The organism is Actinomycetospora sp. NBC_00405, assembly GCF_036044095.1.
In the GTDB taxonomy this organism is placed as follows: domain Bacteria; phylum Actinomycetota; class Actinomycetes; order Mycobacteriales; family Pseudonocardiaceae; genus Actinomycetospora; species Actinomycetospora callitridis.
Window position 1 is genome coordinate 5332494 of record NZ_CP107938.1, and the last position, 19668, is coordinate 5352161.

The following is a 19668-nucleotide window of genomic DNA, read 5'->3' on the forward strand; positions in this document are numbered from 1 at the left end:
AGGACGACGTGGGACACCTCGAGGTCGAGAACGGTCGGCGGATCTACTTCGAGCACCACGCCGGCGCGCGCCAGCCGGTGGTGCTGGTGCACGGGTGGGGGGTGACGGCGCGGTCGTGGGACACGGTGGCGCCGGTCCTGCGCGCGGACGGGCACGAGGTCGTCCTGCTCGACCTGCGCGCGTGCGGGCGCTCCGACAAGGACTTCGCCGACGTCTCGATCGCCGCGATGGGCGCCGACGTGGCGCGCCTGTGCGAGCACCTCGGGCTGCAGCGCCCCGTGGTCAACGGATGGTCGCTCGGCGGTGCGGTGGCGGTCGACGCCGTCGCCCGGCTGGGCTCGGCCGCGGGCGGGCTCGTCCTCACCGGCGGTGCGACCCCGCGCTACACCTCGGCGTCGGACTGGCCGCACGGCGGCACCCCCGACGACGTCGAGGCGGTGCTCGCGGGCGCCGCCTCCGACCGCGCGACGACGTTCAAGGGCGTGGCCCAGGCGGTGTGCGCGGTGCCGGTGAGCAGCGACCTCGTCGACTGGATGTGGGGGATGTTCCTCGAGATGGGCCCGCGCGGCGATGACTCCATCCGCGACCTCGCGTCCCTCGACCAGCGCAAGACGATCGGCACGCTCGAGGTGCCGGTCCTGATCCTGCACGGCCGCAACGACGGCTTCGTCGCGTTCTCCGGGGCCGAGGCCGCGGTCGGTCTCTACCCCGACGCGCGGCTGGTCCCGTTCGACGCCAGCGGCCACGCCCCGCACCTCGAGGAGCGCGACGCCTACCTCGCCGAGCTACGGACCTTCCTGTCTTCCACGGGCGACCAGACGGGCTAGTGATCGTGCGCTCGGGGTGGCTGGTCACGGGGGGCACCAGGGGCATCGGTCGCGCGGTCGTCGACCACGTCGCGAAGGCGGGCGGAGCCGTCGCCGTCCTCGCCCGCGCCCCGGCCGATGAGCCCTACGCGTCGGACGAGGTCCTGGAGATCCCGACCGATGTCACGGACGGAGCGGCGGTCGACGCCGCGCTCGCCCGAGCGCGCGAGCACCTCGGCGGCGTCCACGTCGTCGTCAACTGCGCCGGGGTGCATCGCGGCGGGCGCATCACCGAGCTGGCGCGGCAACGGTGGGACGAGGTCCTGGCAACGAATCTCACCGGCGCCTACGAGGTGTGCCGCGCCGCCGTGCCCCACCTCGCCGAGGGCGCCGCGATCGTCAACGTGGGGGCGGTCGTCGGCTTCCGCGGCTTCCCCGGCGACAGCGCCTACGCCGCGGCGAAGGCGGGCCTCGCGGGCCTGACCCGGTCACTGGCCGTCGAGCTGGCGCCGACGGGGGTGCGGGTCAATCTCGTCGTCCCGGGATTCGTCGACACCGCGATGACCGCGGGGCTCTCGCCGTCGGCCCGCAACCGGATCGTGGCCGCGATCCCCGCCGGCCGGACCGGCACCGCCGAGGAGATCGCGGACGTCGTCGTGGCGGTGGCCGGCGCGAGCTACATGACCGGCGCCGTCGTGCCCGTCGACGGCGGGTTGATGGCGACGTTCGGCGGGACCGGATGAGCAGACTTGTGCGGACCTCCAACGGTGACGAGGCCGTGACGTTCCGTCGCCCGACCATCGTTCCTAACGTCCGCCCCATGAGCACCGAGGCTGCCGCCCGCACCGAGGAAGAGGCCAACAAGGCCGTCGTCACCGAGTTCATGGAGGTGTTCTCCCGCGGCGACGTCGACGCGATCCTCGGCTTCCTCACCGACGACGCCACCTGGTGGGTGGCGGGCGCGATCGAGGGCATCTCGGGAGAGAAGGACAAGGCGGCCTTCGGCGAGATGCTCGGCGGCCTCTCGACCCTGACGACCGCGGGCGCGATCGCCCTGACGCCGAAGGCCCTGACCGCCGAGGGCGATCGGGTCGCGGCGGAGACCGAGTCGTACGCCGAGATGACCAACGGCCGCGTCTACAACAACCTCTACCACTTCGTCTTCGAGCTCTCCGACGGGCGGATCCGCCGCGTCAAGGAGTACCTCGACACCGAGCACACCCGCGCAGTCTTCCTGGGCTGACCAGCCCTTCTTCCCCATCAGGAGGTACTTCCATGGACGTCGGCGTCCTGCTCGTCTTCCAGAACTGGTTCTCCGACAAGACCGACGAAGAGGTGTTCCGCGGCGACGCCGAGCTCGGGGTGCTCGCCGAGCAGTACGGGTTCGACTCGGTGTGGTCGGCCGAGCACCACTTCGACGACTACTCGATGTGCCCGGACAACCTGCAGATCATGTCGTACCTGGCCGGGCGCACCGAGCGGATCAAGCTCGGCACCGGCGCGGTGATCCTGCCGTGGAACGACCCGTTGCGGGTGATCGAGAAGGTGATCATGCTCGATCACCTGTCCAACGGCCGCGTGCTGTTCGGGATGGGCCGCGGACTGGCCAAGATGGAGTACGAGGCCTTCCGGGTCGACATGGGCGAGGCCCGCGGACGCTTCGACGAGGCCGCCCCGATGATCATCAAGGGGCTGGAGGAAGGCATCGTCGAGCACGACGGGACCCACTACCACCAGCCGCGGACCGCCGTCAGGCCCGGACCGAGCCGCTCGCTGGACGGGCGCCTGTTCGGCGTGGCGATGTCGCCCGACTCGATCCCGGCGATCGCGACGCTGCCCGTGCAGATGATGACGTTCATGCAGTACGACATCGGTACCCACGCGCAGGCGATCGACCGCTGGCGGGGCCTGCACCGCGAGCACCACGGCACGGAGCCCGGCCCGCCGCTGCTGCAGGACTTCACGTACTGCCACGAGGACCCCGACGAGGCGAAGGCGGTCGCCCACGAGTACATCTCGCGGTACTTCCTGTCGGTGATCAAGCACTACGACTTCGCCGGCTCGCACTGGCGGGAGACCCCGGGCTACGAGGCGTACCAGGTCGGTGCGGACATGATCCGCGAGGCCGGCATGGAGACCGCGGCGACCGCGTACGTCGACGCCAACGTCCACGGCACGCCCGAGCAGATCATCGGCCGTTACGAGGAGCGCCGCGACGCCGTCGGCGACTTCATGGCCAACCTCGCCTTCTCCTACGCGGGTCTGCCCTACGACAAGGTGCACGCGAGCATGAAGCTGTTCGGCGAGAAGGTGGTGCCCGAACTGCACAAGATGCGCACGAAGACCCCGGCGGCGGTCTGACCGTCATCTGACGTGGGCGTGACCCCTCCCGTTCGACGCGTCCCGCAGGGCACACTCGGCCTGCGGACGCGTCGACGGGGAGGCGGTACCGGGATGGGTGGTCTCGCCGTCGCGCGCCCGGACCCTGCTGTCGACGGCGGGTCCGGCCCGCGCGAACGCGGGGTCATCGCCGCCTTTGCCGACATCACCACCGAGGCCATCACGGCCACCCGGCTCGAGGACCTGCTCGCCCTGGTCGGGCAGAAGCTGTGCCTCCTGCTCGGTGTCCGACGCTGCTCGGTCTACCTGCGCCAGGCCGACGGCCGCTTCCGCGGCGCCGCCGGCTGGTGCGGCGACGACGGCAACATCAGCGCGGCGGTGCAGGCCCAGGAAGCCGGCATCCCGGGCGACGCTTTCAGCCGCGAGGTCATCCGCAGCGCCGCCCCGGTCCTGATCACCGACGTCGCCAACGACCCCCGGCCGCACCGGCGCACGATGGAGCACTGGGGAGTGCGGGCGATGCTCGGCGTGCCGCTGGTGTTCGACGGCGACGTCATCGGGCTGATCTTCGTCGACAACGTCGCCCGCGACCACACCTACACCGACGACGAGATCTCCCTCGGCGAACTGTTCGGGGGCCTCGCGGCGCTCGTCATCCGCCAGGCACTGCAGGCGTCGCGGCTCGCGGCGCAGGCCGAGGAGCTCGACCGGCAGAAGCGCATGCTCGAGTTCCTCGCCGACGTGCACGCCAAGCTCACCGGCGCGGTCCTCGAGGGGGCCGACATCCGCGCCGTCGTCGAGCTGCTGAGCGACCTCGCACGCGCCCCGGTCGCGCTGCTCGACGAGGACTTCGCCGTGCTGACCTGGACCGCGCCGAGCGCGTTGCGCGCGAGCCCGCCGGTCGTCGGCGAGCGCGCCCGCGACCGCCCGGCGCTGCGCACGGCGCTCGGCGAGCTCTCCGCGGCGCGGCCCAGCACGGTGCTCGAGCCCTCGTCGCTGACCGGGCTGGGCCGCCGTCACGTCATCTGCCGGCTGATCGTGGAGGGCCGCCCCAGCGGTTACCTCGCCGTGGTCGAGGCCGGGCGCGCGCTCGGTGACCTCGATACCAAGCTCGCCGAACGCGGGGCCACCGTCCTCGCGCTGCAGGTGCTCTCCGAGCGGCGGCAGATCGAGGCCGAGGGTCAGGCCCGCGACGACTTCCTCTCCGACCTGCTCAACAACCACCGCGACGTCACTCAGCTCGCGCGTCGGGGCCTGCCGTTCGGGGTCGACCTCACCGAGCCGCACGTCCTCGTACGCCTCACGGTGGAGAGCGGGGAGGGCCACCCGCACGCGTCGGTCGCCCGCCGCCTGGTCGTCGACGACCTCGCCCGGCGCCTGGGCACCGACGAGCCCCCGGCGACCACGCTGCCCGGAGCGGTCGTGCTGCTCGTGCCCATCGGGAGCGGGACCGGGCTATCGACCCCGGATGAGGTCCGCGCGCACATCGCGGCGGTCGCCGATGCCCTGGTGCCGCGGGTGCGCATCCTCGGCGGGGTGGTCTCGGCGGTGTGCCGCGAGCCCGAGGAGTTCCCGCGCGCCCACCGCGAGCTGCGCGAGATCGAGGATCTGGCGCGGTCGTTCGGCTGGTCGCGCCGCGTCGTGACGGTCGACGAGCTGGGCCTGTTCCGCGTGGTGGTGTCCAGCGGGCGGGTCAAGGAGGCCGTGCGCTTCGCCGACGAGCTGGTGCGCCCGGTGCGCGACCACGACGGCGCCGACGGGGCGTTGTTCCTGACGTGGCGGGCGTTCCTGGCCGCCGAGGCGCGCGTGCAGCGCGCGGCGTCGGACCTCGGCGTCCACGAGAACACCGTGCGCTACCGCCTCGGACGCATCAGGGAGATCACCGGCAAGGACCCCGCGGCCCTGGACACGCTGCTCATCGCTCGCGTGGCCTTCCAGATCCTCGAGCTCGCCGGGTGGTTCCGCGACGCCGCCTGAGGTTGTGGCGGTCGACAACCGTGGGGCGGGGCGGCCCTGTCGACGGGGCGGGGGCGCGGGTCGACTGCAGTGGTCGCCCCACATCTGGAGGTATCCGTGACCTCGAGCTCCGTCCCCGATCCGCGTACCGCGTCCCTCGTCGGCTCCGTCGCCCTCGTGACCGGCGCCGCCCAGGGCATCGGACGCGCCACCGCCCTGCGCCTGGGCGCCGAGGGCGCGCACGTCGCGTGCGCCGACATCCAGGACACCGCCGACACCGTCAAGCAGATCGAGGCCGACGGGGGTACCGCCCGCGCCGTCCGGGTGGACGTGCGTCGCGGGGACGCGTGGCGCGACGCCGTCGCCGACGTCGAGGGCGCGTTCGGCCGTGTCGACCTGCTCGCCAACGTGGCGGGCGTCGTCAACCTGCAGAGCGAGGACACCGTCACCGGGCTCATCGAGGAGGCCTGGGACGAGGTGATCGCGACCGACCTCAAGGGACCGTGGCTCGGGATGCGCGCGGTGATCCCGGGCATGATCGAGCGCGGCGGCGGGCGGATCGTCAACATCTCGTCGCTCGCCGCGCTGCGGGGTCTGCCGAACCTGGCGTCCTATTCGGCGGCGAAGGGTGGGGTCGCGGCGCTGACCCGGCAGGCGGCGTTCGAGTACGCGAGCCGGAACGTGCTGATCAACGCGATTGCGCCGGGGACGATCGACACCCCGATCCTCGCCGACATCACGCCCGAGATGAAGCAGGCCAACGCCGACGCGCACCTCATCCGCCGGCTCGGGCGCCCGGAGGAGATCGCGTCGATGGTGGCGTACTTCTTCCGTGAGGGCGCCTTCCTCACCGGCCTGACCTACCCGGTGGACGGCGGGTGGTCGGTGAAGGGCAACTTCTAGCCCTGCGTCAGCTGTGCCGACGGCCCGACCTGGCGCTCCCAGCGGTTCAGCGCCTCGACGAAGTAGTAGTCGCCGAACATGATCCCCGAGTCCTGCTGCCCCTCGGGCAGGTTCTGGGTGCCGTGGATCAGGATCGAGCGGAACGGGGTGTTCCGCGACAGGTACTCCGGCGACGACAGCGACGCGAGCATCCCGCGCGCGGCGTCGACGTCACCGGCGGCGCGTCCGGGGTCGAGCTGGCTGAGCTCGAGCAGGGCGCTCGAGGCGATGGCGGCCGCGGAGGTGTCCCGCGGCTGCGGCGGCGCCTGCGGGACGTCGAAGTCCCAGTAGGGCACGCGGTCGGGCGGCAGGTGGCCGACGAACCAGTCGGCGGTGCGGTGCGCGGTCTCGAGGTAGCGCGGGTCCTGGGTGTAGCGGTACGCCGTCGCGAGGCCGTAGATCGCCCACGCCTGCCCGCGGGCCCACGTGGAGTCGTCCTTGAAGCCCTGCATCGTGTAGGTGCGCTGGAGCGCGCCGGTGTGCTGGTCGTAGCCGCCGAACATCGACGTGCTGCCGTCGGGGCGCACGAGGTCGGTGATGGTGCGCTGCGCGTGCCGGTCGGCGATGTCGGTGTACTGCGGTCGCCCGTTCTGCCCGGCCCAGTACAGGAGCTCCAGGTTCATCATCGCGTCGATGTTGACCTGGTACTTCTCCGCGTCGTCGCGGTCGTCCCAGACGCGGATCAGCCCGACGGTCGGGTTGAAGCGTGCGGCGAGGGTGTCCGCGGCGGCCAGGGCCGTCTGCTTGGCGGACTCGTCGCCGGTGAGCTGGTGGTCCACCGCGAAGGTCATGAACATCTTGAAGCCGAGGTCGGTGTCGTCGTGCGTCGTCTCCGACGTCAGCGGCGCCTGCCAGCGCTCGGCGCGGTCGCGCCACACCGGGTCCTGGGTGCGCTCGAAGACCCGCCAGAGTGCCGCCGGCAGGAACCCGGCGGTCCAGTCCTCGGCGTCCTTGGTCAGCCAGGTGCCGTCCGGGTTGGTGCGCACCGGGTAGGTGGGCGGCGCGAGCCCGTCGGCCGTGGCGGCCAGGCGCGCGTCCGCGAAGGTGAGGACGGGACCGGCCGGGTCGGCGGCCGCGGACGCGTCGCGTGCCGTGGCGACCGGTGTCTCGCTGGGTGCGGGCGGGGCCGTGGGCGGCGGCGAGCCGCACCCGGTGACGGCGACCGCCGCGAGCGCGGCGGCCACCAAGCCCTGCCGCACGGTCTTCCGGCCTGCTCCCATCGCGAACCCCCCGGGTCGCCGGCGGCCGCGGACGTCACGGCCCCCGTACGGGCGCAGGAGGCTAACAGCCGCCCCCACCAGCGCCGACGGGCGGCTCAGCCGGAGAGCGGCGAGCGGAGCTGGTCGTGCGCGGCGGTCCGCGGCGACGGGATGGTCGCGATGACCGCGGCGCGGCGACGGGCGCGGACCACGGCGGCCGCGCGGTCGGCCTCGACGCGCCAGCCCGCCACCGTCTGCTGGTCCTCGGTGCCCTTGCGCGCCGTCGACACGAGCGGCGTGACCATCCACGCACCCGCCCCCGCACCCGCGGCACCGACGACACCCACGATGGCCAGAACACCCATGACATCCCCCGATGAATCCCCCGACGCTCCCCCGATGGAACGTGTTGCCTGGTTCTCGTAGCGCAGCCCTCCGTCGTTAACGGGCCGTGCGCCACGCCACCCGTTCGGTTGACGATCGAACATCCGGGCGGTCGGTCGGGAACTCGTTCGCCGGAGCGGGGCGCGCTGCCGGACCATGACGGCCGTGGTCGGACTCCCCGCGTCGGTGCGCCCCCTGCCCGCCGACGACCCGTCGGCGCTCGCGGACCTCGTCGGCGACGCGCCCGTGGTCGCGATCGGCGAGAACGACCACGGCGTCCGCGAGTTCGGCGCCCTGCGCGAGCGCCTGGTGCGCCACCTCGTGCGCGAGCTCGGCTTCGGGGTCGTCGCAGTGGAGTCGGGGTACGCGGAGGGCTTCCTGGTCGACGCCTGGGTCCGGGGCGGTCCCGGCGCGGTGGAGGACCTCGCACGGGACGGCTTCACGTTCCGCGCGGGCGACGCCCCGGAGATGCAGGCGCTGGTCACGGGCCTGCGGGAGCACCGGGAGGCGGGCGGGCGGGTCCGTTTCGCTGGCCTCGACATCCCGGGGTCGGGCGGCTCGCCGGAGCCCGCGCTGCGCCTCGTCCGGGAGCACCTCGCCGCCCACGCCTCCGACGCCGTGCCCCTCGTCGACGCCGCCCTGGAGGCCACCCGCCCCTACGTCGCGGCGAACAACGGGGCGGCACCGGCGCGGTACGCCGCGCTCGACGCCCCGGCCCGCGACGCCGCGACCGCGGCCCTGGTGCGGCTGCTCCTGCGCGTCGAGGCGCTGGGGCCGGAGCACCGCGTCGCCCGGCACCTCGCGCTCGGCGCGCTGCGTCTCGACGAGCAGCTGCGCGAGTTCGCGGAGCTGTTCGCGCCCGACCCGCCGGCGCGGGTGGTCTCGTCGCGGGACGTCCACATGGCCGAGACGGTCCGCCTCCTGCGCGAGGAGACCGGCGAGCGCGTCGTGGTGCTCGCGCACAACGGACACGTCCAGCGCGTGCCGTTCGCCTTCATGCCCGGCGTGAGCGCGCCGTCGGCCGGGACGGCCCTCGCGCAGGCCCACGGCGACGGTTACGTCGTCGTCGGGCTGACCGCGCTCACCGGCGCCACGCCGGGCTTCACGCTCGACGACGCCGAGCGCCACGGCATCGCGCTGCACACCGACCCGCTGGCGGACCCGGAGCCCGGGAGCGTCGAGCAGGCCGTCCTCGACGCGGGGCTGGGTGCGGAGCCGGTGCTGCTCGACCTGCGCGCGGCCCGCGGCACGCCGGGCCCGACGAGCATCCGCCACGCGACGACCCACATCCCGGTCGACGTCCTCGCGGGTTACGACGCGCTGTACTGCCTGCCGCGCCAGGAGCCCGCGGCGCACATCACCTGACGCGCAGAGCGATCCCGAGGTCGGCGCGACGAGCCAGACCCAGGACGACGTGCGCCGGGAGTTCCTGCCGCCCGCCGACCTGGTCCGCCGGCGATTCCAGAGATGCTTCGGAAACCGAAGGATCGCCTCGAGATCGGGGCCGTCCCGCCGGTCAGCTCTCGCTCTCGTACTTGAAGGACACGGACAGCCGCACGCGGTAGTGCGTGATCTGCCCGTTCTCGATCACGAGGTCGGACTTGTCGAGCTCCGCGATCCGGAGGTCGCGCACGGAGCTCGCGGCGGTCTGGATCGCGGTCTGCGCGGCCTTCTCCCACGACTCGGTGCTGGTGCCGATGAGCTGGGTGACGCGATAGACGCTGTCGGACATGGGATGGGGCCTCCTCGGACGGTTCTCGCTGACACCGACGGAGTGCCCCGATGTGACCGGCGCCACACTTCGGGGTCGTCAGGCCGGCGTCGGCGTCCTGCTCGGCGCGGGCGCGAGGACCGCGCCGAGGACGGCGAGGTCGTCGGCGAGCCAGCCCAGCCGGCCCCAGGCGTACACGAGCCAGAGCGCCTCGCGCGGGTGCTCGCGCCGTCCCGGGGCGTCGGTGATCGCCCCCAGGGCGCGGTCGAGGAAGTCCGACGGCAGTCCGAGGAGGGCAGCCGGGTCGGTGGCCGGATCCCGGTCCGCCTGCAGCGCCCGCGCGACCCCGCGGTACCCGTCGGCCAGGACGCCGGCATCGCGGTGGAGCTGCTCGACGAGGTCGGGCCAGGGGGACACGGTGTCGGGCTCGGCGGGGTCGTCGAGCGCGGAGCGTGCCGCCCGGACGGCGCGGTGCACCACACCGAGCACCGTGAACCAGTCGACGTCGTCCTCGTACCGCCCGCGGCGCTCGGCCCGGTACTGCAGGAACGTCGCCTCGAAGAGCAACATCCGGTGGTCGGCGGACGCGAGGCGGCGCGCGACCTCGTCCCGTGCGCCCACTCCGGAGAGCCAGGCGGCCATCGCGGTGATGAGGTCCGCGCTCGCGATCAGGCACCGGGACGCGTCCCGGCGCATCTCGCCGTGGCCGCCCGCCGGCCACACCGCCGCGCCCACCCCGATCCCGATCACCGCCCCGACGACGACGTCGAGCAGGCGGGCGCCCGCCAGCGACGGGCCCGCGGGCGCGAGCTGGGCGAACAGGACCGCGACGAGCAGGGTGAACGACGCCTGCCCCGCGATCACCCCGAGCACCTGGCCCGCGCCCACGGCGGCGACGCACAGGACGGGGAAGAGCACCGCGTAGACCACGGTCTGCTGCCCGACGAGCGCGAGCAGGCCGGCCGCGAGCACCGCACCCGCCGTCGTCCCGACGATGGCGGGGAGCAGGGTCGCGCGCGTCGTCATCACCGACGTCCGCATCAGCGTCAGGGTCGCCAGCAGGACCCAAAGCCCGTGCGAGAGGTCGAGCTCGCCCGCCACGAACCGGGCGAGCGCGAGCCCGAGACCGAGGCGCACCGCGTTCTGCAGGTACACCGACCGCGGCGAGAGGTGGGCGCGGATCCGCCGCCACCACAAGAGCGGGGTGGACGCGGTCGTCCACCACGCGAGGTCGCCCGGGGCCGGCGTCCGGGTGCGTCCCCGCGGGTCGACGACGATGCGCGCGGCCTGCACCGCGACCCGCGCGGACGACAGGATCTGCCCGACGGCCACGGCCGCCCGGGCGCGGGCGATGGCCTCCTCGCCGTCGGCGATCGTGGCGAGCGCGGCCAGGCGGTGGGCGGTGTACGCCGCGCGGGCGGCGTCGACGTCCGCGACCTCGGGCGGCGGACCGTGGCCGAGCAGGGCGTCGGCCGTGCGGCGCAGGGACGCCGCGGTCGCGGCCAGCGGCGCCCGGACGTCGGGGTTGACGCACTCGGCGGGCGCGTCGCCCGCGCTCTCGGTGTCACCCGCGATGAGCGCCTCGACACGGCCGCGCACCGCCCGCAGCGCGGCCCCGAGGTGGGCGAGCCCGCGGTCCTCGGCCCCCGGACCGGTCGGTCGCTCCTCCCACGGCGTGGCGAGCAGCTTGAGACGCCCGTCGGCGTGCTCCGCGACGGCCCGACGGGTGGGGAGGTCGCCGACGCCGGTGGTCGCGGCGTCCACGAGATCCGCGACCGCCCGGGCCGCGGCGGCCGCGCGGCAGGCGTAGCTCTCGATCGGCCGGGGCGGCCAGAGGACGCGGTCGGCGATCGCGAGGAGCCCCATCCCGATCGCCAGCCCGAGAAGGCGCCCGGGCAGCGTCTCCGGGGCGTAGGGCGGGAACGACGGCAGGATGTAGAGCAGCTGCAGGCCGCTGGCCACGCCGGCGGCGCGCGGTCCGCCGGTGGGCAGGAACGCGATGACGACGCCGATCACCAGCATCCCGGTCGTCGCGGCCGCCGTGCTCCCGGCGAGCAGCGTCCCGATCGTCACCAGCACCGTCCCGGCGACGAAGCAGGCCGCGAGCGTGTGCGTGCGCTCCCGCGGCGTGCCGACCACCTGGGAGAGCACGCCGAACCCGATCGCCCCGAACACCGCGTAGACCGCGATCGTCGGGCTCCCGAGGCCGTAGCGGGTCACCATGAAGGCGACCGTCGCGACGACGGCGACACGGGCCGCGCGCCGGCTCGCGGCGAGCCCCGGGTCCTGGCGCAGGAGCCATCGCAAGCCCCGCCGTCCGGCCATGGGGCGAGTCTGCCGTCCGCCGGGCGAGAGCACGAGGGACAGCGCGCCGGTCGCACGCGGGCCCGGCCGTCCGCGGGTGAAATCCGGATGAAGCCGGGGCTGGACGAGGGGCCGGTCTCGGACAAGGCTCGTCGCGTCACCGACGATCAGAGGGAGCCCGACGTGCCGACCTACCTCGTGCGTGCGCGCACCGACACGCTGGGACCGGGACGGCGAGCGCGGCTCGCCGAGCAGCTGACCGACACGCACACCCGACTGACGGGCGGCTCCTCGTCCTCGGTCCAGGTGATCATCGAGGACCTGCAGGGTCGCGACCACTTCGTCGGGGGTCGCACGGCACCGGTGGGGTCGGTGTTCGTGCGCGGGCACCTGCCCGCCGGTGGTGAGGAGGCCACGACGAAGGCCCTCGCGGCCGCGGTCCGCGAGGCGGTGGTCGCGGCGACGGACGTCTCCGCGGACGTGGTGTGGGTCTACCTCTCGGAGCTCGCCGCCGAGGGGATGGTCGAGCCGTGACCTGAGCTCACGAGGGCAGCGCGCACAGGTCGGCCAGCACCGACCGGTGGTGGTCCGCCGAGCCTAGGAGCAGGGCGTCGGCGCGGGCGCGCTTGAGGAACAGGTGCGCCGGGTGCTCCCACGTGAAGCCGATGCCGCCGTGGAGCTGCAGGCCCTCCTCGGCGGCCAGCAGGGCCACCTCGGAGCAGTGCGCCGCGGCGACGGCGGCCGCGATCGGGAGGTCGGGGGAGTCGTCCGCGGCGCACCGGGCGGCGTAGCGGGCCGTCGCGCGCGCCTGGGTGATCGCCACCCACAGGTCGGCGAGACGGTGCTTGAGGGCCTGGTACGACGCCAGCTGGCGACCGAACTGGTGGCGGTCGCGCAGGTAGGCGACGGTGTCGGCGAGGCAGCGCTCCGCGAGCCCGAGCTGCTCGGAGGCGAGGACCGCGGCGCCGATCCGCAGCGCGCGATCGACGTCGGCACCCGCGACGATCCGCGCCGGCGCCCCGTCGAACGCGACGTCGGTGAGGCGGCGGGTCATGTCGAGCGACTCGGCCGTCGTGCGCGTGACCCCGTCGCCGCCCCCGTCCTCTCCGGTCTCCACGATCGCGAGGCCCCCCTCGACGGGCACGAGCAGCACGTCGGCGGTGACCGCGTCCACCACGGCACTGATGGTGCCCTGCAGGAGGTCACCGGCCCCCTGGCGCTCGACCGTCACCGGCACCGGGCGTCCCGCCCCCCGCGTGGCCCCGACGGCCAGGGCGGCGGTGCGCTCCCCGGCGGCGACGGCGGCGAGGAGCTCGTCCTCGCCGGTCTCGAGCAGCAGGGCCGTCGCGACGGCGGTGCCGAGGAACGGGACGGGCGCCACGGCGCGGCCCAGCTCCTCGGCGACGACGGCGACCTCGCGCCACGAGGCGCCCGCGCCGCCGCGCTCCTCGGGCACGGGCAGGCCCGCCACGCCGATCTCCTGCGTGAGCCGCTTCCAGAGGTCGGTGTCGACCGAGTCGTCGGTGTCCGTCCGGGCGAGGACGGCGTCCCAGGGCGCCTGCTTGTCGACGAGCGCGCGGATGCTCGCCCGCAGGTCGTCCTCGATGTCGGAGTAGAGGAGGTCGCCGGTGGTGGGCGTACTGGGGGCGCTCATCGCGGTAGGTCCTTCCACGGGACGTCCTTGTCGGCACGGGCCTCGGCGGGCAGGCCGAGCACGCGCTCGGCGATGACGTTGCGCAGGATCTCCGACGTGCCGCCCTCGATGGAGTTGGCGCGGAAGCGCAGGTAGCGCCAGCCCGCGTCGCGGGACGCGTAGTCCTCGACCTCGGGGCGGCGCTCGGTGTAGTCGGCGTAGCGCAGGCCGTCCTCGCCGCGCAGCTCGAGCTCCAGGCTGGAGCACTCCTGGTTCAGGCGGGCGTAGGTGATCTTGACGCCGGAGCCCTCGGGTCCCGGCTGGCCCGCGGCCTGCTGCTGCCCGAGGCGCTCCGCGGTGAGGCGGGCGGCCTCGGCCTCGACCCACAGCCGCAGCATGCGGTCGTGCAGGCCGGGGGTGTGCGCCTCGGGGTGCTCGCGCCACCGCGCGGCCAGGGACCCGACGGCACCGCTCTCGCGCGGCAGCGTGCCGCCGCCGATCGCGACGCGCTCGTTCATCAGCGTGTACTGCGCGACGGCCCAGCCCTGCCCGACCTCGCCGAGGCGCTGGTCGTCGGGGACGCGGACGTCGGTCAGGAAGACCTCGTTGAACTCGGCCTCGCCGGTGATCTGCCGCAGCCCGCGGACCTCCACCCCGGGTGCGGTCATGTCGACCACGAAGTAGGACAGGCCCCGGTGCTTGACCGCCTCGGGGTCGGTGCGGGCGAGGAGGATGCCCCAGCGGGCGTGGTGGGCCATCGAGGTCCACACCTTCTGCCCGTTGAGCACCCAGGCGTCGCCGTCCCACACCGCGCTGGTGCCGACGCCCGCGAGGTCGGACCCCGCGCCGGGCTCGCTGAAGAGCTGGCACCAGATGTCCTCGCCCGTCCACAGCGACGGGAGCCAGCGCTCCTTCTGGGCGTCGTCGCCGAAGCGCACGATCGTCGGCGCGGCCATGCCCAGGCCGATGACGTTGAGGCGCGGCCGGTTCTCGGGTGATCCCGCCGCGGCGAACGCGGCGTCGACGGCGGCCTGCAGGCCGTTCTCGGCGCCGAGACCGCCCAGCCCCGCGGGGTAGTGCACCCACGCGAGGCCGGCGGCGAAGCGTTCGCGGAGGAACTCGCCGGGCTCGGTGGTCGACGGGTCGTGGGCGGCGAGGAACTCCTCGACGCGGGCGGCCAGGGCCGTCGCGTCCAGGGAGCCCGCGTCCGGGGGGCTGTCGGTCGCAGTCACCCCTGCACCCTGCGTCGCCGGCCGGGCCGTGTCGACCCCTGCCCGGGACGCCGACGGGTCTCCGGACCTCTCCGGTTCGATCTCTCGGGAGTGTCACCGGTGCGGAGTGCGCTGATGACACTCCCGAGAGATCGGCGAGGTGTCTGCGGCCCTCCCGCTGTCGGCGTGACGGTGCCTGCCAGGGTGCACGCCGTGACCGACACCGAGGTGACGCAGTGGCTCGCCGCGCACGCGCGACCGATCGCGGTGCCGGACGACCTCGAGGACGGGGCGGCCGTCGAGGACGGCGTCGCGGCCTGGATCGACGCCGCCGCCGACGCGCGGGTCCTCGCGCTCGGCCCTGCGGTGGTCGGCACCCGTGAGCTGGCGCAGCTCGCCCACCGGCTGATCGAGGGCCTCGTGCGCGACGCCGGCGTCCGCACCCTCGCGCTGCAGGCGAGCGACGCGGGCACCACGGTGCTCGACGAGCACCTCCGTGAGGGGACGGGGTCGGCCGGCGAGGCGCTCGAGTCGCTCGGGTCCTGGAGCTGGAACACTCGTGAGGTGCTCGAGCTCGTGCGCGGACTGTCGGGGGCGCACGTCCGGGTCGTCGGCGTCGACCCCCGCCGGCCGGCGACGGGCGTCAGCGTCGTCGGCGCCTACCTGCGCATCGTGGACCCGGACCTGCTCGCGACCGTCGCCGACGCCCTCGCCGACCTCGCACTCGGGCACGCCGACGACTCCGAACGCACCGCGGTCGACCGGGTGCGGGCGCGGCTCGACCAGGACGTGCCGGCGCTCGTCGCCGCCACCTCGCCCGAGCAGCACGCCGAGGCCGTCCGGCACGCCGGGTTCCTCGCCCGCGCCGCGGAGCTCGCCGCCGCGCCGCCCGAGGGCGCGGACGCCGTCGCCGAGCGGCTGATGGCCGAGGGCGTGCTCGAGGCCCTCGACGCGGCGGGCCCCGACGGCCGGGTGGTCCTCTGGGCGCAGGCCGACCACGTCGTCGCGCGGGAGGACCCACCGAGCGCGGGCTCCCATCTGCGTGCACGCCTCGGCGACGCGTACCGCCCGCTGGTGCTCTCGGCGGGCGAGGGGAGGACGCGCGCGTTGCGGCGGCGGCTGCTCGGGGTGTCGCGGACGTCCAAGGTCCAACGCCTGTCCGCCGCGCCGGACGGGTCGCTCGAGGCCGCGGTGCTCGCCGCCAGCCCGCGGGATCCGGTGGTCGACCTTCGCGCTCTCGACGGTGCCCCGCCGGCCGTGGCGACGTGGGCCTCGGGCGGGGTCACCCGGCGGTCGGTCGGCGACGAGATCTCGTCGTCGTCACCCGCGGGCGCGGTGGTTCCGTGCCGCCCGGGCACCGACCTCGACGGCATCGCCGTGGTGCGCACGGTGCACCCGGCGTGGGCGCGCTAGCTGCGAGAGTCGAGCACGGCCCGGCCGCGCGGGGAGAGCTCGTAGCCCACGGGCAGCGAGTGCGTCAGACCCAGCGCCTTGAGCCGACGGACGTCGGCCTTGAACGGCGCGGTCTCGCGACCGAACGACGCGGCGAGGTCGGGGGCGCGCACGGCGGGGCGCTCGGCGATCGCCGCGAGCGTCGCCCAGGCCCACGGCCCGTGCGCGCTGCGCGCGTCCATGGCGTCGAGGCGTCGACGGACCGCGGTGAGGTCGTCGGCGTCGGGCACGCTCGCCGCGAGCTCCGAGCGCGGGTCGGGCTCGTCGAGCTTGTGGAAGCGGACGCGGTAGAGCTCGGCGTCCGGCGCGGCGTGCTTGTCGGCCTCGGCCAGCATCGCCTCGACCGAATCGAATCCGGCGCGCCGGGCGTCGGCATCCTGCAGCTCGCCGGGGGACACGACGTCGACCTCGTCGACCTGGAGCCGGCCGACCGGCGTGCGGTACGGCCGCCCGGGCCGGACCTGCGCGCGCTTCCAGCGGCGGAACGTCAGGTCCACCTCGCCGCGCGCGACCGGCTCGGCGAAGCGCAGGGCGAAGAGCACGGGGCCAGGTCCCGGTTCAGACGGTCGCGACGCTGCCGATGAGGATGAGCCAGAACAGGGCCCACCCGAGGATCTGCAGGTAGCCCAGGGCGAGCCCCGCGATCGCCATCCCGTGGCCGGAGTGGGTGCCGCTGCTCGTCTCGCGCCAGGCCATGTGCCCGCAGATGACGGCGGGGATGGAGGCGAGGCCGGCGGTGAAGAACCCGACGATGCCGCAGACCAGCGCCGCGATCGCCAGCCCGGACACCGGTCGGGTCGGGTAGGCCTGGGCGTAGGGGCCGGCTCCGTAGGGCTGGCCGTACTGGTTCTGGCCGTACTGGTTCTGGCCGTACTGGTTCTGGCCGTACTGGTTGTACTGGTTCTGCCCGTACTGCCCCTGGCCGTACGGGGCCTGGCCGTAGGGCGCCTGGCCCTGGTTGCCGGAGGGGTACGGCGTGGGCGGCCCGTACGGGCTGGGGCCGTAGGCACTCGAGGAGTACGGCTCGGAGCCGGAGGAGTACGGGTCCGACTGGTACGGGTCGCTGTAGGGCGCCAGCCCGAGCGAGTCGGGCGCCGACGGCTCCGGGTAGGGCGTCGGTGGGGAGTACGGCATCGGGCCGTCCTGCGACCCCGACCCGGAGGACGGCCCGTCGCCGGGCTCGGACGACCGGTCGCGGTGCGATTCCCACGGCGAGCTCACGCCCGGCATCCTAGAGGCGACGGGCGGATGACCTGATCGTTCCGACCCGATCGGCGCGGTTCCGGGCGTTCTTCCTGAACCGGCCCCTCGTTGTCGGGGGTCGGTTCTAGGATCGAACACATGAGCGAAGGTGGTGTCGGGCTGGTCGAGCGGGAGGCGCTCGACGCTGCCCGCGCGGAGCAGACCGCGGCCCACCAGGCCTACTACCGGCGCCTGGAGCGGATCGCTCACCTCGACCGGCTCGGCGTCGCTCACGTGACGGGGGACCGCAGCACCGCGCGGTTGCTGCAGGAGAACTGGCGGGTCGATCCGGCGACGGCGGGTCGGTGGTGCGACGAGGCCGAGGACCTCGCTCCGCGGATGACGCTGCACGGTCAGCCGGTGCCGCCGCGGCTGCCGTGCACCGCGACGGTGCTGGCGTCGGGGGAGATCTCCCCGGAGCACGTGGCGATCATCCGCCGCACCATGAAGAAGATTGACAGGATGGAGCACGTCGACCCGGCCGAGGTCCCGGCGGCGGATGCGTATCTGGCGGAGAAGGCGACGCTGTTCCCGCCGGCGACGCTGCGGCGGCTCGCCGAGGCGCTGCTGGCCAAGCTGGACCCCGATGGTGCGGCGCCGGACGAGGACGCCGACCTGTTCGACGACCTGACGATGACCTCGGGCCAGACGGCACCCTGGAGATGCGGATCCGGATCCCACGACGCGGTCGACGCCGAGTCGATCCGCGAGGGCATCGGGGTGCTGGCCACCCCGACCGGCTCGGATGATCACCGGTCGTTGGGGAACCGGCAGGCGTGCGCGTTCAAAGAAGTGTTCGCCGACGCTCTCGGTCCGAACGGGCTGGTCACCGACACCCGCCACAACGAAGCCGACAACTCGGGAGCTGACGCCGCCGCCGCCGCCGACGCGGAAGCCGACGACACGGAAGCCGACGACGCGGCCGCCGACGAGCCCGATGCCGTGGACGCCGGCGAGGACGCGCCGCTCGAGGACGCGCTGATCCCCGCACCCCGCCGCCCCGAGCCCGAGCCGGCAGCAGCGCCAGCACCAGCGCCGGCACCGGAGACCAATCGCGGGCCGGGGCGGGCGCTGTTGACGATCACCATGGACCACCGCTGGCTCCAGCTCGCGATCGGGCACGGCACCCTGGACTCCGGGGCCCTGTCCGACCCGGCCACCGTCCGCCGGTGGGCCTGCGACGCCGACATCGTCCCCCTCGTCCTCGGCTCGAAGTCCGAGCCGCTGGACATCGGGCGTCGATCTCGGCTGATCCCGGATGCGATGCGTCGGGCGCTGACCTTCCGCGACGGCGGCTGCACCTTCCCCGGCTGCACGCGCCGACCGAGGCGTTGCCACGCCCACCACATCGACCACTGGGGCGAGGGCGGACCGACCTGCCTCGACAACCTCACGCTGCTCTGCCGGCATCACCACCAGGTGATCCACCACGGGCACTGGCGGATCGACATGATCGACGGGCTCCCCTGGTTCACCCCACCACCCTGGATCGACCCCGAACGACAACCCAGACCCGGCGGACGATCAGCCGCCGTCATCTGACCCACGTCGCGTCAGTGGGCGACCTGGATCACGGCCGGAACCGGCTCGTGGCGAGCACCGCGTCGCCCCGCGCTCAGGTGTCGGTGTCGAGCGTGGAGGTGTCGTCGTCGACCGGCGTGGTGGTCACCTGGCGATCGCCCGCCATCGGCCCCGGCGTGGCCGGGGCCGCGCCGGGCCTCGCGTGGGAGATCAGCACGACCAGCGTCACCACGCCGGCGAGCACGAGGGCCGTGATCCCCGCGATCACGGCTGTGGGCAGGCCGCCACCCCCATCGCGGAGACGCGCCGGGTGTGCGGGCGGGGTACGGCACGGGGTACGGCGCGGTGCCGGGGTACGGGCTCCCGAACCGCGCCGTGTGCTGCGGGCGCACGGAGGGAGCCGGCCCGTACGGGTACGGCGAGCGGCCGAATCCCGCTGGGGCGCCGGAAGGAGGGATGCCGTAGGGCGGCGACCCGAACGGCGGCTCGGCAGCGGGGCCACCCGGGAGCGCGCCACTCCGGTCGGCCGGGTGCGACCGGTGCCTGACGTCGTTCATGGTCGTCCCCCGGGAACTGCGGAGCGCCGGTGTCAGAGGCCCGGGACGACGAGGTCCGCGTAGCCGTCGTTGTCGGTATCGGCCACGGCGACCGTCCCGGCCGCGCCGTAGGGCGCGCCGTCGGTGATGGCGGCGTTCCCCCAGCCGTCGGCATCGGTGTCGACGACGACCTCTCGACGGCACCGTTGCGGTCGTGGTCGGAGAGCGCGAACTCGTCGTAGCCGTCGCGGTCCTCATCGGCCGAGGCCGTCTCGGCGTAGCCGTCACCGTCGGCGTCGGTGGCCGACGTCTCGTAGTAGCCGTCGTGGTCGCCGTCGAAGGAGGTCATGGTCGGCGTGTCGGCAGGAAAGGAGATCAGCCCGCCGTCCGGGCCGCAGGTGGTGCGTCGTCGGCGGTGTAGGCGCTGTCGG

19 protein-coding genes are annotated in these 19668 nt (G+C 74.3%); 10 read left to right on the forward strand and 9 right to left on the reverse strand.

Translation table 11 applies throughout. The annotated features are described in order from the left end of the window. The first annotated feature begins 8 nt into the window (after positions 1 to 8). From OG774_RS26275 to OG774_RS26300, 6 genes are all read left to right on the forward strand, one after another. Positions 9 to 827, forward strand: coding sequence for an alpha/beta fold hydrolase (locus OG774_RS26275; RefSeq protein WP_328305277.1), 819 nt, complete (start codon positions 9 to 11; stop codon positions 825 to 827). Further along, on the forward strand, positions 827 to 1549 hold the full coding sequence (locus tag OG774_RS26280) for an SDR family NAD(P)-dependent oxidoreductase (protein ID WP_328305278.1): 723 nt from the start codon (positions 827 to 829) through the stop codon (positions 1547 to 1549). The genes OG774_RS26275 and OG774_RS26280 overlap by 1 nt, the downstream gene beginning before the upstream one ends. Before the next feature lie 77 nt (positions 1550 to 1626). Beyond that, positions 1627 to 2049, forward strand: coding sequence for a nuclear transport factor 2 family protein (locus OG774_RS26285; RefSeq protein WP_328305279.1), 423 nt, complete (start codon positions 1627 to 1629; stop codon positions 2047 to 2049). Between the two features lie 32 nt (positions 2050 to 2081). After that, positions 2082 to 3167: an LLM class flavin-dependent oxidoreductase gene (locus tag OG774_RS26290; RefSeq protein WP_328305280.1), complete on the forward strand. Its 1086-nt coding sequence runs from the start codon at positions 2082 to 2084 to the stop codon at positions 3165 to 3167. A 93-nt stretch (positions 3168 to 3260) separates the two neighbouring features. Continuing rightward, positions 3261 to 5123, forward strand: a complete 1863-nt coding sequence (locus OG774_RS26295) for a GAF domain-containing protein (RefSeq protein ID WP_328305281.1) — start codon at positions 3261 to 3263, stop codon at positions 5121 to 5123. A 96-nt stretch (positions 5124 to 5219) separates the two neighbouring features. Continuing rightward, positions 5220 to 6005: an SDR family NAD(P)-dependent oxidoreductase gene (locus OG774_RS26300; RefSeq protein WP_328305282.1), complete on the forward strand. Its 786-nt coding sequence runs from the start codon at positions 5220 to 5222 to the stop codon at positions 6003 to 6005. Here OG774_RS26300 and OG774_RS26305 read toward each other — a convergent pair. Together OG774_RS26305 and OG774_RS26310 are read right to left on the reverse strand one after the other, a co-directional pair. Then, positions 6002 to 7243: a glycoside hydrolase family 88 protein gene (locus OG774_RS26305; RefSeq protein WP_328305283.1), complete on the reverse strand. Its 1242-nt coding sequence runs from the start codon at positions 7241 to 7243 to the stop codon at positions 6002 to 6004. The two genes, OG774_RS26300 and OG774_RS26305, sit on opposite strands and share 4 nt — an antisense overlap. A gap of 116 nt (positions 7244 to 7359) precedes the next feature. Then, positions 7360 to 7608: a hypothetical protein gene (locus OG774_RS26310; protein WP_328305284.1), complete on the reverse strand. Its 249-nt coding sequence runs from the start codon at positions 7606 to 7608 to the stop codon at positions 7360 to 7362. Between the two features lie 184 nt (positions 7609 to 7792). On the opposite strand from OG774_RS26310, the gene OG774_RS26315 reads away from it, so the two are divergent. Further along, entirely contained in the window at positions 7793 to 8992 is a 1200-nt protein-coding gene (locus OG774_RS26315; RefSeq protein WP_328305285.1) for an erythromycin esterase family protein, read from the forward strand. A gap of 151 nt (positions 8993 to 9143) precedes the next feature. Here the strand turns inward: OG774_RS26315 and OG774_RS26320 are convergent, their stop codons facing one another. Next, positions 9144 to 9359, reverse strand: coding sequence for a dodecin family protein (locus OG774_RS26320; protein WP_328305286.1), 216 nt, complete (start codon positions 9357 to 9359; stop codon positions 9144 to 9146). Positions 9360 to 9437: 78 nt separating this feature from the next. Next, on the reverse strand, positions 9438 to 11663 hold the full coding sequence (locus OG774_RS26325; RefSeq protein WP_328305287.1) for an FUSC family protein: 2226 nt from the start codon (positions 11661 to 11663) through the stop codon (positions 9438 to 9440). An 87-nt stretch (positions 11664 to 11750) separates the two neighbouring features. On the opposite strand from OG774_RS26325, the gene OG774_RS26330 reads away from it, so the two are divergent. Beyond that, a complete protein-coding gene (locus OG774_RS26330; RefSeq protein ID WP_328305288.1) occupies positions 11751 to 12176 on the forward strand; it encodes a tautomerase family protein in 426 nt (141 codons plus the stop codon). Positions 12177 to 12183: 7 nt separating this feature from the next. Here the strand turns inward: OG774_RS26330 and OG774_RS26335 are convergent, their stop codons facing one another. Both OG774_RS26335 and OG774_RS26340 read right to left on the reverse strand, forming a co-directional pair. Further along, entirely contained in the window at positions 12184 to 13296 is a 1113-nt protein-coding gene (locus OG774_RS26335; protein WP_328305289.1) for an acyl-CoA dehydrogenase family protein, read from the reverse strand. Continuing rightward, positions 13293 to 14507, reverse strand: a complete 1215-nt coding sequence (locus OG774_RS26340) for an acyl-CoA dehydrogenase family protein (RefSeq protein WP_328305290.1) — start codon at positions 14505 to 14507, stop codon at positions 13293 to 13295. The genes OG774_RS26335 and OG774_RS26340 overlap by 4 nt, the downstream gene beginning before the upstream one ends. A gap of 192 nt (positions 14508 to 14699) precedes the next feature. Between OG774_RS26340 and OG774_RS26345 the strand changes: the two genes are divergently transcribed. Then, positions 14700 to 15899, forward strand: a complete 1200-nt coding sequence (locus tag OG774_RS26345) for an erythromycin esterase family protein (RefSeq protein ID WP_328305291.1) — start codon at positions 14700 to 14702, stop codon at positions 15897 to 15899. Here OG774_RS26345 and OG774_RS26350 read toward each other — a convergent pair. Together OG774_RS26350 and OG774_RS26355 are read right to left on the reverse strand one after the other, a co-directional pair. Beyond that, complete coding sequence (locus OG774_RS26350; protein WP_328305292.1) at positions 15896 to 16480, reverse strand: hypothetical protein; 585 nt, start codon at positions 16478 to 16480, stop codon at positions 15896 to 15898. The two genes, OG774_RS26345 and OG774_RS26350, sit on opposite strands and share 4 nt — an antisense overlap. 16 nt (positions 16481 to 16496) lie before the next feature. After that, a complete protein-coding gene (locus tag OG774_RS26355) occupies positions 16497 to 17159 on the reverse strand; it encodes a DUF4190 domain-containing protein (RefSeq protein ID WP_328305293.1) in 663 nt (220 codons plus the stop codon). A gap of 120 nt (positions 17160 to 17279) precedes the next feature. Between OG774_RS26355 and OG774_RS26360 the strand changes: the two genes are divergently transcribed. Further along, positions 17280 to 18722 carry an HNH endonuclease signature motif containing protein gene (locus OG774_RS26360; RefSeq protein WP_328305294.1) on the forward strand — a complete coding sequence of 481 codons (1443 nt, stop codon included), beginning with the start codon at positions 17280 to 17282 and terminating at the stop codon, positions 18720 to 18722. Between the two features lie 73 nt (positions 18723 to 18795). On the opposite strand, the gene OG774_RS26365 is transcribed toward OG774_RS26360, so the two are convergent. Next, complete coding sequence (locus OG774_RS26365) at positions 18796 to 18969, reverse strand: hypothetical protein (RefSeq protein ID WP_328305295.1); 174 nt, start codon at positions 18967 to 18969, stop codon at positions 18796 to 18798. Positions 18970 to 19668: the final 699 nt, after the last annotated feature.